Raw genomic sequence first — 12422 nt, forward strand, 5'->3', positions numbered from 1 at the left:
CGCTTCAATAGGCGAAGGGTCCGTGCCCTTCGCCTTGTCATGTGCTGACGCCTTGAAGGCTGTGTTGATGCACATGAATAACAAGATTCCATTAGCCACGCCCGCTGACAACGGGCCAACGAAGAACTTTGAACCATGGCCACTATCCACGTAGACGGCAAAGCGCTCGAAGTCGATGGGGCGGACAACCTGTTACAGGCGTGTCTGTCACTAGGCCTCGACATCCCTTATTTCTGCTGGCACCCCGCGCTTGGTAGCGTCGGTGCCTGTCGCCAGTGTGCGGTCAAGCAGTACACCGACGAAAACGACACCCGTGGTCGTATCGTTATGTCCTGCATGACGCCGGCCACCGACAACACCTGGATTTCCATCGACGATGATGAATCCAAGGCGTTCCGCGCCAGCGTTGTCGAATGGCTGATGACCAACCACCCCCACGACTGCCCGGTCTGTGAGGAAGGCGGTCACTGCCACCTGCAAGATATGACGGTGATGACCGGCCACAACGAGCGCCGTTATCGCTTCACCAAGCGTACCCACCAGAACCAGGACCTCGGCCCGTTCATTTCCCACGAAATGAACCGCTGCATCGCCTGCTATCGCTGCGTGCGCTTCTATAAAGATTACGCCGGCGGCACCGACCTGGGCGTATTCGGCGCCCACGACAACGTGTACTTCGGTCGCGTTGAAGACGGCGTGCTCGAAAGCGAGTTCTCCGGCAACCTCACCGAGGTCTGCCCGACCGGTGTGTTTACCGACAAGACCCACTCCGAGCGCTACAACCGCAAGTGGGACATGCAGTTCTCGCCGAGCATCTGCCATGGCTGCTCCAGCGGTTGCAACATCTCCCCGGGCGAGCGCTATGGCGAACTGCGTCGCATCGAAAACCGCTTCAACGGTTCGGTCAACCAGTACTTCCTGTGCGACCGTGGCCGTTTCGGCTATGGCTACGTCAACCGCGAAGACCGCCCTCGCCAGCCATTGCTGGCCGATGGCGCCAAGCTGAGCCTGGACGCGGCGCTGGATAAAGCCGCTGACCTGCTGCGCGGGCGCAACATCGTGGGTATCGGTTCGCCACGCGCCAGCCTCGAAAGCAACTACGCGTTGCGCGAGCTGGTAGGCGCCGAGCACTTCTACAGCGGTATTGAAGCCGGTGAGCTGGAGCGCATTCGCCTGGTCCTGCAAGTGCTCAATGACAGCCCGCTGCCAGTACCGAACATGCGCGACATCGAAGACCACGACGCGATTTTCGTGCTCGGTGAAGACCTGACCCAGACCGCCGCACGTATCGCCCTGTCGCTGCGCCAGTCGGTCAAAGGCAAGGCCGAAGAAATGGCCGACGCCATGCGCGTCCAGCCGTGGCTCGACGCCGCGGTGAAAAACATCGGCCAGCACGCGCTGAACCCGCTGTTTATCGCCAGCCTGGCTGAAACCAAGCTCGACGATATCGCCGAAGAATGCGTACACGCAGCACCCGACGACCTGGCTCGCATCGGTTTCGCCGTGGCCCACGCCCTCGACGCCAGCGCCCCTGCCGTCGAAGGCCTGGACGCAGAAGCTGCAGCCCTGGCCCAGCGCATCGCCGATGCCCTGCTGGCGGCCAAGCGTCCACTGATCATTGCCGGTACCTCGCTGGGTTCCAAGGCGCTGATCGAGGCCGCCGCCAACATCGCCAAAGCCTTGAAGCTGCGCGAGAAGAACGGCTCCATCAGCCTGGTCGTGCCGGAAGCCAACAGCCTTGGCCTGGCCATGCTCGGTGGCGAGTCCCTGGACAGCGCCCTGCAGGCCGTGATCGACGGCACTGCGGACGCCATCGTGGTACTGGAAAACGACCTGTACACCCGCACCGATGCGACCAAGGTCGATGCCGCGCTGAATGCTGCCAAAGTGCTGATCGTCGCCGATCACCAGAAGACCGCCACCAGCGACCGCGCCCACCTGGTGCTGCCAGCCGCCACCTTCGCCGAAGGCGACGGGACCCTGGTCAGCCAGGAAGGCCGCGCCCAGCGCTTCTTCCAGGTGTTCGATCCAAAGTACATGGACGCCAGCATCCTGGTTCACGAAGGCTGGCGCTGGCTGCATGCCCTGCGCGCAACCCTGCTGAACCAGCCGATCGACTGGACCCAGCTCGACCACGTCACCGCAGCCGTCGCCGCGAGCGCACCGCAGTTGGCGCGTATCGTCGATGCCGCACCGTCCGCCGCGTTCCGCATCAAGGGCATGAAGCTGGCCCGTGAACCGCTGCGTTACTCCGGGCGTACCGCCATGCGCGCGGATATCAGCGTGCACGAACCGCGTACCCCGCAAGACAACGACACCGCGTTCGCCTTCTCCATGGAAGGCTACTCGGGTTCGGTCGAGCCCCGTCAGCAGGTGCCATTTGCCTGGTCGCCGGGCTGGAACTCGCCGCAGGCCTGGAACAAGTTCCAGGACGAAGTCGGTGGTCATATCCGCGCTGGCGACCCGGGCACCCGCCTGATCGAAAGCACCGGCGATTCGCTGAACTGGTTCGCTGCAGTACCGCGTCCGTTCAACCCGGCCCAGGGCACCTGGCAGGTTGTGCCGTTCTTCCACCTGTTCGGCAGCGAAGAGACCTCTTCCAAAGCCGCACCGGTGCAAGAGCGCATTCCACAAGCCTACGTGTCCGTGGCCAAGTCCGAAGCCGATCGCCTGGGCGTCAACGATGGTGCCCTACTCAGCGTGAACGTAGCCGGCCAGACCCTGCGTCTGCCGCTGCGCATCAACGACGAGCTGGGTGCTGGCCTGGTTGCACTGCCAAAAGGCCTCGCCGGGATTCCTCCTGCGATCTTTGGCCAAACCGTTGACGGTCTGCAGGAGGCAGCGCAATGACCTGGTTCACCCCTGAAGTGATCGACGTGATCATCTCGGTCGTCAAGGCCATCGTGATCCTGTTGGCCGTGGTCGTCGCGGGCGCCCTGCTCAGCTTCGTCGAACGTCGCCTGCTGGGCTGGTGGCAGGACCGTTACGGTCCGAACCGCGTTGGCCCATTTGGTATGTTCCAGATCGCTGCCGACATGCTGAAAATGTTCTTCAAGGAAGACTGGACCCCGCCGTTTGCCGACAAGGTGATCTTCACCCTGGCACCGGTCGTGGCCATGAGCGCCTTGCTGATCGCCTTCGCGATCATCCCGATCACCCCGACCTGGGGCGTGGCGGACCTGAACATCGGCTTGCTGTTCTTCTTCGCCATGGCCGGTCTGTCGGTCTACGCGGTGCTGTTCGCCGGCTGGGCCAGTAACAACAAGTTCGCCCTGCTGGGCAGCTTGCGGGCCTCGGCCCAGACTGTGTCCTACGAAGTGTTCATGGGCCTGGCGCTGATGGGCATCGTGGTGCAGGTGGGCTCGTTCAACATGCGCGACATCGTCGAGTACCAGGCACAGAACCTGTGGTTCATCATTCCGCAGTTCTTCGGCTTCTGTACCTTCTTCATCGCTGGCGTGGCCGTGACTCACCGTCACCCTTTCGACCAGCCCGAAGCGGAACAGGAACTGGCCGACGGTTACCACATTGAATATGCCGGCATGAAATGGGGCATGTTCTTCGTCGGTGAGTACATCGGCATCATCTTGATCTCGGCCCTGCTGGTCACGCTGTTCTTCGGCGGCTGGCACGGTCCGTTCGGCATCCTGCCGCAGTTGGCGTTCTTCTGGTTCTTCCTCAAGACCGCGTTCTTCATCATGTTGTTTATCCTGCTGCGCGCTTCCATTCCGCGTCCACGATACGACCAGGTGATGGATTTCAGCTGGCGCTTCTGCCTGCCGCTGACCCTGATCAATTTGCTGGTGACTGCTGCCGTTGTGTTGTTGAACACGCCAGCGGGCGCGGTTCAGTGAGGATTTGACCCATGTTCAAATATATTGGCGACATCGTTAAGGGTACCGGTACCCAGTTGCGAAGCCTGGTGATGGTTTTCGGCCATGGCTTTCGCAAACGCGACACCCTGCAATACCCGGAAGAAGCGGTGTACCTGCCGCCGCGTTATCGCGGCCGTATCGTACTGACCCGCGACCCCGATGGCGAAGAGCGTTGCGTAGCCTGCAACCTGTGCGCCGTGGCGTGCCCGGTTGGCTGTATCTCCCTGCAGAAAGCTGAAACCGAAGACGGTCGCTGGTACCCGGACTTCTTCCGCATCAACTTCTCGCGCTGCATTTTCTGCGGCCTCTGCGAGGAAGCTTGCCCGACCACCGCAATCCAGCTGACACCGGATTTCGAAATGGCCGAGTTCAAACGTCAGGACCTGGTGTACGAGAAAGAAGATCTGTTGATCTCTGGTCCCGGTAAAAACCCTGATTACAACTTCTATCGTGTTGCAGGTATGGCCGTTGCCGGTAAGCCCAAGGGCGCCGCACAAAACGAAGCCGAGCCGATCAACGTGAAGAGCTTGCTGCCTTAAGGAAGAAAGATGGAATTCGCTTTCTATTTCGCATCGGGTATTGCAGTGGTGTCCACGCTTCGCGTGATCACCAACACCAACCCCGTGCACGCCCTGCTCTACCTGATCATTTCGCTGATCGCCGTGGCCATGACCTTTTTCAGCCTCGGCGCACCGTTTGCCGGTGTCCTGGAAGTGATCGCCTACGCTGGCGCCATCATGGTGCTGTTCGTGTTTGTGGTGATGATGCTCAACCTGGGGCCGGCTTCGGTCGCCCAGGAGCGCGTCTGGCTCAAGCCCGGCATCTGGCTTGGCCCGGTGATCCTGGCAGCGCTGCTGCTGGCTGAACTGCTGTATGTACTGTTCGCTCACCAGAGCGGCCAGGCCATCGGCCACACCACCGTGGACGCCAAGGCCGTGGGCATCAGCCTGTTCGGCCCGTACCTGCTGGTGGTCGAACTGGCTTCGATGCTGCTGCTCGCTGCAGCCATCACTGCCTTCCACTTGGGCCGCAACGAAGCCAAGGAGCAATGACGATGCCTGCTATCCCTTTGGAGCATGGTCTGGCGGTCGCCGGCATCCTGTTCTGCCTTGGCCTGGTCGGCCTGATGGTTCGCCGTAACATTCTGTTCGTGTTGATGAGCCTGGAAATCATGATGAACGCTGCTGCACTGGCCTTCATCGTGGCGGGTGCGCGTTGGGGCCAGCCGGATGGGCAAGTGATGTTCATCCTGGTGATCAGCCTGGCAGCCGCCGAGGCCAGTATTGGCCTGGCGATCCTGCTGCAACTGTATCGTCGCTTCCACACGCTTGATATCGACGCTGCCAGTGAGATGCGCGGATGAACATGATCTTTCTGACTTTCGTATTTCCCCTGATCGGTTTCCTGCTGCTGTCGTTCTCCCGTGGACGCTGGTCGGAAAACCTCTCGGCCCTGGTCGGCGTGGGTTCCATTGGCCTGTCGGCGATTGTCGCCGCCTACGTCATCTGGCAATTCAACGTTGCGCCACCAGAAGCGGGTCACTACACCCTGGTGCTGTGGCAGTGGATGGCGGTCGAAGGCTTCAAGCCTGACTTCGCCCTCTACGTCGACGGCCTGTCGATCACCATGCTCGGCGTGGTGGTGGGCGTGGGCTTCCTGATCCACCTGTTCGCGTCCTGGTACATGCGCGGTGAGGCCGGTTACTCGCGCTTCTTCGCCTACACCAACCTGTTTATCGCCAGCATGCTGTTCCTGGTGCTGGGCGATAACCTGTTGTTCCTGTACTTCGGCTGGGAAGGCGTGGGCCTGTGCTCGTACCTGTTGATCGGTTTCTACTACAGCAACCGCAACAACGGTAACGCGGCACTCAAGGCGTTTGTCGTGACCCGGATCGGCGACGTGTTCATGGCCATCGGCCTGTTCATCCTGTTCCAACAGGTGGGCACGCTGAATATCCAGGAACTGCTGGTGCTGGCACCGCAGAAATTCCAGGTCGGCGACTTCTGGATCACCCTGGCAACCCTGATGCTGCTGGGCGGCGCTGTCGGTAAGTCGGCACAACTGCCACTGCAAACCTGGCTGGCAGACGCCATGGCCGGTCCTACCCCGGTTTCGGCACTGATCCACGCCGCAACCATGGTGACCGCCGGTGTCTACCTGATCGCCCGTACCCACGGCCTGTTCACCCTGGCGCCGGAAATCCTGCACCTGGTGGGCCTGGTGGGTGGCGTGACCCTGGTGCTGGCCGGCTTCGCCGCGCTGGTGCAGACCGACATCAAGCGGATCCTCGCTTACTCGACCATGAGCCAGATCGGCTACATGTTCCTGGCCCTGGGCGTCGGCGCCTGGGACGGCGCGATCTTCCACCTGATGACCCACGCCTTCTTCAAGGCCCTGCTGTTCCTTGCGTCCGGTGCGGTGATCGTTGCCTGCCACCACGAGCAGAACATCTTCAAGATGGGCGGCCTGTGGAAGAAACTGCCATTGGCCTACGCCAGCTTCATCGTCGGCGGCGCGGCGCTTGCAGCCCTGCCACTGGTGACCGCAGGTTTCTACTCCAAAGACGAAATCCTCTGGGAAGCCTTTGCCAGCGGTAACCAAGGCCTGCTGTATGCCGGTCTGGTTGGCGCATTCATGACCTCGCTGTACACCTTCCGCCTGATCTTCATCACGTTCCACGGTGAAGCCAAGACCGAAGCCCACGCAGGCCACGGCATTTCCCACTGGCTGCCACTGTCGGTGCTGATCATCCTGTCGACCTTCGTCGGCGCCATGATCACCCCGCCACTGGCTGGCGTACTGCCACAAAGCGTCGGGCATGCCGGCGGCGACGCCAAGCACAGCCTGGAAATCGCCTCGGGCGCCATCGCCATCGCCGGTATCCTGCTGGCGGCCATGTTGTTCCTCGGCAAGCGTCGCTTCGTCACTGCCGTGGCCAACAGTGGCATTGGCCGCTTCCTTTCGGCCTGGTGGTTCGCTGCCTGGGGCTTCGACTGGATCTACGACAAACTGTTCGTCAAGCCTTACCTTGCGATCAGCCATGTACTGCGCAAAGACCCGCTCGACCAGACCATTGGTTTGATCCCGCGTGCCGCCAAGGCCGGTCACACCGCCCTGAGCCGCACCGAGACCGGCCAATTGCGTTGGTATGCAGCTTCCATGGCGGCCGGTGCCGTGCTGGTGATCGGCGCCATCGTAGTGGTAGCGGTCTGATATGAACTTTGCGAACTTGCGAAAGGAAACGAGCCCGTCATGATTCTGCCCTGGCTAATCCTGATCCCTTTTATCGGCGGCCTGCTCTGCTGGATGGGCGAGCGCTTCGGCGCTACCCTGCCCCGCTGGATTGCGTTGCTGACCATGTCCCTGGAACTCGCACTCGGCCTCTGGCTGTGGGCCCATGGCGACTATTCATTTGCTCCGGCACCGGGTGTCGATCCAACCTTCGCGCTTGAATTCAAGCACGTCTGGATCGAACGCTTCGGCATCAACGTGCACCTGGCCCTCGATGGCCTGTCGCTGTTGATGATCCTGCTGACCGGCCTGCTGGGTATCCTCTCGGTACTCTGCTCCTGGAAAGAAATCGAACGTCACGTGGGCTTCTTCCACCTGAACCTGATGTGGATCCTGGGCGGCGTTGTCGGCGTGTTCCTTGCGCTGGACCTGTTCATGTTCTTCTTCTTCTGGGAAATGATGCTGGTGCCGATGTACTTCCTCATCGCGCTCTGGGGTCACAGTTCTTCGGACGGCAAGAAAACCCGGATCTACGCGGCGACCAAGTTCTTCATCTTCACCCAGGCTTCCGGCCTGATCATGTTGGTGGCGATCCTGGGCCTGGTCCTGGTCAACTTCAACAACACCGGCGTGATTACCTTCAACTACGCCGACCTGTTGAAAACCAAGATGTCGATGACCACCGAGTACATTCTCATGCTCGGTTTCTTCATCGCCTTCGCGGTGAAGCTGCCAGTGGTACCGTTCCACTCCTGGTTGCCTGACGCTCACGCCCAGGCACCCACCGCAGGTTCCGTGGACCTGGCCGGTATCCTGTTGAAGACGGCGGCCTACGGCCTGCTGCGTTTCGCCCTGCCGCTGTTCCCGAATGCTTCGGCCGAGTTCGCGCCGATTGCCATGACCCTGGGTCTGATCGGGATCTTCTACGGCGCGTTCCTGGCCTTCGCACAAACCGACATCAAGCGTCTGATTGCCTTCTCGTCCGTTTCCCACATGGGTTTCGTACTGATCGGCATCTACTCCGGCAGCCAGTTGGCGTTGCAAGGCGCGGTGATCCAGATGCTGGCTCACGGTGTTTCGGCAGCCGCACTGTTTATCCTCAGTGGCCAACTGTACGAGCGCCTGCACACCCGTGACATGCGTGAAATGGGCGGCATCTGGTCGCGTATCGCCTACCTGCCGGCGATCAGCCTGTTCTTTGCAGCCGCCTCCCTGGGCTTGCCGGGCACCGGTAACTTTGTCGGCGAGTTCCTGATCCTGATGGGCAGCTTCGTCAGTGCGCCGTGGATCACCGCGATTGCCACCTCCGGCCTGGTGTTCGGTTCGGTCTACTCGCTGATCATGATCCACCGCGCCTACTTCGGCCCGACCAAGTCGGACGCTGTCCTCAAAGGGATGGATGCTCGCGAACTGATCATGGTGCTCGGCCTTGCGGCATTGCTGGTGTATATCGGCGTGTATCCGCAACCGTTCCTCGACACCTCTGCCGCCACGATGCATGGCGTGCAGCAGTGGTTGAGCACCGCCTTCACTCAACTCGCTTCGGCCCGGTAAGAGCGCTATGGAATTCACGATCCAACACTTTATCGCGCTTGCGCCGCTGCTGATTACCAGCCTCACCATTGTGGTGGTGATGCTGGCAATCGCCTGGCGCCGCAATCACTCACAGACGTTCCTGCTGTCTACCGCAGGCCTTAACCTGGCCTTGCTGTCGATTATCCCGGCCCTCAAGGTCGCCCCACTGGCGGTGACCCCGCTGGTGATGATCGATGACTTCGCGCTGCTGTACACCGCGTTGATCCTGGTTGCGACACTGGCCTGCGTCACCCTCGCCCACGCTTACCTCGGCGAAGGCGGCACCGGCTACCCGGGCAACCGCGAAGAGCTGTACCTGCTGATCCTGCTGGCTGCGGCCGGCGGTATCGTGCTGGTCAGCGCGCAGCACCTGGCCGGCTTGTTCATCGGCCTGGAACTGCTGTCGATCCCGACCTACGGCCTGGTGGCCTACGCCTTCTTCAACAAGCGCTCCCTGGAAGCCGGCATCAAGTACATGGTGCTGTCGGCCGCCGGTTCCGCGTTCCTGTTGTTCGGTATGGCCCTGCTCTACGCCGAAGCCGGTAGCCTGAGCTTCAGCGGTATCGGCCACGCACTGGCCACCACCAGCATGCCTGCGCCGCTTGCCCAACTGGGCCTGGCCATGATGCTGATCGGCCTGGCGTTCAAGCTGTCGCTGGTACCGTTCCACCTGTGGACCCCGGACGTGTACGAAGGCGCCCCGGCACCGGTAGCCGCGTTCCTGGCTACCGCGTCCAAGGTTGCAGTGTTTGCGGTGATGGTGCGTCTGTTCCAGATCTCCCCTGCCGCCAACACCGGCGTACTCAGCGACGTGCTGACCGTGATCGCCATTGCGTCGATCCTGTTCGGTAACCTGCTGGCCCTGACCCAGAACAACCTCAAGCGTCTGCTGGGTTACTCGTCCATCGCCCACTTCGGCTACCTGCTGATCGCCCTGGTGGCGAGCAAAGGCCTGGCCGTGGAAGCCATCGGCGTGTACCTGGTCACCTACGTGATCACCAGCCTCGGTGCGTTCGGCGTGATCACCCTGATGTCCTCGCCTTACAAAGGTCGGGACGCCGACGCCCTGTACGAATACCGCGGCCTGTTCTGGCGCCGTCCGTACCTGACCGCCGTGCTGACCGTGATGATGCTGTCCCTGGCCGGTATCCCGCTGACCGCCGGCTTTATCGGCAAGTTCTACATCGTCGCGACCGGTGTTGAAGCCCACGAATGGTGGCTGGTAGCCTCCCTGGTACTGGGCAGCGCCATCGGCGTGTTCTACTACCTGCGCGTGATGGTCACCCTGTACCTGATCGAGCCAAACCTGCGCCGTGTGGACGCCGAGCTGCACTGGGAGCAAAAAGCCGGTGGCGTGATGCTGCTGGCCATTGCCCTGCTGGCGTTCTTCCTGGGTGTCTACCCACAACCGTTGCTCACCCTGGTGCAGCATGCGGTGATGGCGGGTTGATCGCTTAGGCTCAAGCAGTAAACAGAACGGCACCCTTGGGTGCCGTTTTGCGTTTCTGGGGGGAGATATGCGGTGCCACCGCTGTCGCCATCGCGGGCAAGCCCGCTCCCACACATGACCGTGCTCTCATGATGAAACCGGATCAATGTGGGAGCGGGCTTGCCCGCGATGGCGGTAGCAGCGACACCACAAAAAACGGCACCTCACGGTGCCGTTGTGCTATCTGCCCTACCTCACTTACGCGCCGCCTCCCACGACTTGAGCAAGTCGGCATAGTTCACGGTTTCACCCTTGGGCTTTTCGTTCGCCAGTTTCGGCTTCGGTGCACCCGGCTGGTCGAACCAGTACTGGGCATCGCGCTCGGGGTTCATCTTCGGCCCGCAGATCGGCTGCACCTTGGAGCGCTCCAGGCGCGTCATGATGGCGTCCTGATCTTTGGCCAGGCCATCCAGCGCCTGTTGTGGGGTTTTCTCGCCGCTGGCGGCTTCCGAGATATGGCTCCACCACAGCTGCGCCAGGCGCGGATAATCCGGCACGTTGGTGCCGGTCGGCGTCCATTGCACCCGCGCCGGGCTGCGATAGAACTCCACCAGGCCGCCGAGTTTCGGTGCCAGGTCAGTCATGGCCTGGGAGTTGATGTCCGATTCGCGGATTGGCGTCAGGCCGACGATGGTTTTCTTCAAGGACACGGTTTTCGAGGTGACGAACTGCGCATACAGCCAGGCCGCCAGTTTTTGCTTCTCAGGCGTGGATTTGAGGAAGGTCCAGGAGCCCACGTCCTGATACCCCAGCTTCATACCCTCCTCCCAATATGGACCGCGTGGTGATGGTGCCATGCGCCACTTCGGCGTGCCATCGGCGTTCATCACCGGCAAGCCCGGCTTGGTCATATCGGCAGTAAAGGCGGTGTACCAGAAAATCTGCTGCGCGATGTTGCCCTGGGACGGTACCGGCCCGGACTCGGAGAAGGTCATGCCCGCCGCTTCCGGTGGCGCATAGGCGCGCATCCAGTCGACATATTTCTGCGTGGCAAACACCGCGGCCGGGCCGTTGGTATCGCCGCCACGGGTCACGCTGGAACCCACCGGGTGGCAGTCCTCGACCCGAATGCCCCACTCGTCCACCGGCAAGCCGTTGGGCAGGCCCTTGTCGCCGCCCCCGGCCATGGAGAACCAGGCATCGGTAAAACGCCAGCCCAGGGACGGATCCTTCTTGCCGTAGTCCATATGGCCATAGACGCGTTTGCCGTCGATTTCCTTGACGTCTTCGCTGAAGAACTTGGCGATATCTTCATAGGCCGACCAGTTCACCGGGACGCCCAACTCATAGCCGTACTTTTCCTTGAACTTGGCCTTGAGATCGGCCCGCTCGAACCAGTCGGCGCGGAACCAGTACAAGTTGGCAAATTGCTGGTCGGGCAACTGGTAGATCTTGCCATCCGGCGCAGTGGTAAACGAGATGCCGATAAAGTCCTTGAGGTCCAGGGTCGGCGAGGTGAAGTCCTTGCCTTCATTGGCCATCAGGTCGGTGATGGATTCGGTCTTGCCATAGCGAAAGTGCGTACCGATCAGGTCGGAATCGTTGACCCAGCCGTCATAGATGTTCTTGTCCGACTGCATCTGGGTCTGCAGTTTTTCCACCACATCGCCCTCCTGCAGCAGGTCGTGGGTCAGCTTGATCCCGGTGATTTCACTGAAGGCCTTGGCCAGCACCTTGGATTCGTACTCGTGGGTGGTAAGGGTTTCCGACACCACATTGATCTTCATCCCACGAAACGGCTCGGCGGCCTTGATAAACCACTTCAACTCTTCAAGTTGCTGGGCTTCGGTGAGAGTGGACGGTTTGAACTCGCTGCCAATCCATTTTTTCGCGGCATCCTCATAGGCATCAGCCCAGGCCGCAGCACTCAGGCCACTGAGGGCCAAGACAGCGGCCAATGAAATGCTATGTCGCAGCTTATTGTTTTTATCGAACATAGAGACCTCCTGGTTGGGATCAAAAGGGATGCCTGTGGCTATCCCCAACGCATCACAGACAACAGCCACACCACAGACAGCGCGGACGCCACCCAGATGCTCCAGCCGGTTACGCCAATCACCAGCAGATGCAGGTAGGCGCTCCCGAGAAGACCGATAAACAAACGATCACCACGGGTGGTGCTGATCGGTAACAACCCGCGCCGGGGAATGCTCGGCGAACGCAGCTCCCACGTGGTCATGCCCGCCAGCAACAGGGCAATCGCCGCAAAGAACAGTGCAGTCGGGGTGGTCCAGGCCATCCATTCCATCATC

At 61.1% G+C, this 12422-nt stretch carries 10 protein-coding genes; 8 read left to right on the plus strand and 2 right to left on the minus strand.

What is annotated here, in order from left to right; translation table 11 throughout:
* The first annotated feature begins 135 nt into the window (after positions 1 to 135).
* The 8 genes from nuoG to nuoN are packed head-to-tail and all read left to right on the plus strand — an operon-like array spanning position 136 to position 10131.
* Entirely contained in the window at positions 136 to 2850 is a 2715-nt protein-coding gene (gene nuoG, locus JFT44_RS18810; RefSeq protein WP_057960016.1) for an NADH-quinone oxidoreductase subunit NuoG, read from the plus strand.
* Positions 2847 to 3854 (plus strand): NADH-quinone oxidoreductase subunit NuoH, encoded by a 1008-nt coding sequence (gene nuoH / locus JFT44_RS18815; protein ID WP_017737147.1) that lies wholly within the window; start codon positions 2847 to 2849, stop codon positions 3852 to 3854. Before nuoG ends, nuoH begins: the two co-directional genes overlap by 4 nt.
* A gap of 11 nt (positions 3855 to 3865) precedes the next feature.
* Complete coding sequence (gene nuoI, locus JFT44_RS18820) at positions 3866 to 4414, plus strand: NADH-quinone oxidoreductase subunit NuoI (RefSeq protein ID WP_003174725.1); 549 nt, start codon at positions 3866 to 3868, stop codon at positions 4412 to 4414.
* Between the two features lie 9 nt (positions 4415 to 4423).
* Positions 4424 to 4927: an NADH-quinone oxidoreductase subunit J gene (gene nuoJ, locus JFT44_RS18825; protein WP_017476146.1), complete on the plus strand. Its 504-nt coding sequence runs from the start codon at positions 4424 to 4426 to the stop codon at positions 4925 to 4927.
* Between the two features lie 2 nt (positions 4928 to 4929).
* Positions 4930 to 5238 (plus strand): NADH-quinone oxidoreductase subunit NuoK, encoded by a 309-nt coding sequence (nuoK, locus tag JFT44_RS18830; RefSeq protein WP_003174727.1) that lies wholly within the window; start codon positions 4930 to 4932, stop codon positions 5236 to 5238.
* The gene (gene nuoL, locus JFT44_RS18835) at positions 5235 to 7088 is read left to right on the plus strand and encodes an NADH-quinone oxidoreductase subunit L (protein WP_029293339.1); all 1854 of its coding nucleotides are present in this window, start codon (positions 5235 to 5237) and stop codon (positions 7086 to 7088) included. The genes nuoK and nuoL overlap by 4 nt, the downstream gene beginning before the upstream one ends.
* A 39-nt stretch (positions 7089 to 7127) precedes the next feature.
* On the plus strand, positions 7128 to 8660 hold the full coding sequence (gene nuoM / locus JFT44_RS18840) for an NADH-quinone oxidoreductase subunit M (protein ID WP_057445263.1): 1533 nt from the start codon (positions 7128 to 7130) through the stop codon (positions 8658 to 8660).
* Between the two features lie 7 nt (positions 8661 to 8667).
* Complete coding sequence (nuoN, locus tag JFT44_RS18845) at positions 8668 to 10131, plus strand: NADH-quinone oxidoreductase subunit NuoN (protein ID WP_057441395.1); 1464 nt, start codon at positions 8668 to 8670, stop codon at positions 10129 to 10131.
* A 233-nt stretch (positions 10132 to 10364) separates the two neighbouring features.
* Here nuoN and JFT44_RS18850 read toward each other — a convergent pair whose 3' ends face one another.
* Both JFT44_RS18850 and JFT44_RS18855 read right to left on the minus strand, forming a co-directional pair.
* On the minus strand, positions 10365 to 12107 hold the full coding sequence (locus JFT44_RS18850) for an ABC transporter substrate-binding protein (RefSeq protein ID WP_029293329.1): 1743 nt from the start codon (positions 12105 to 12107) through the stop codon (positions 10365 to 10367).
* Positions 12108 to 12145: 38 nt separating this feature from the next.
* On the minus strand, positions 12146 to 12418 hold the full coding sequence (locus JFT44_RS18855) for a DUF2160 domain-containing protein (protein ID WP_029293327.1): 273 nt from the start codon (positions 12416 to 12418) through the stop codon (positions 12146 to 12148).
* Between the last annotated feature and the right edge of the window lie 4 nt (positions 12419 to 12422).

The sequence above is a fragment of the Pseudomonas sp. MF5691 genome, assembly GCF_016405645.1.
In the GTDB taxonomy this organism is placed as follows: domain Bacteria; phylum Pseudomonadota; class Gammaproteobacteria; order Pseudomonadales; family Pseudomonadaceae; genus Aquipseudomonas; species Aquipseudomonas shahriarae.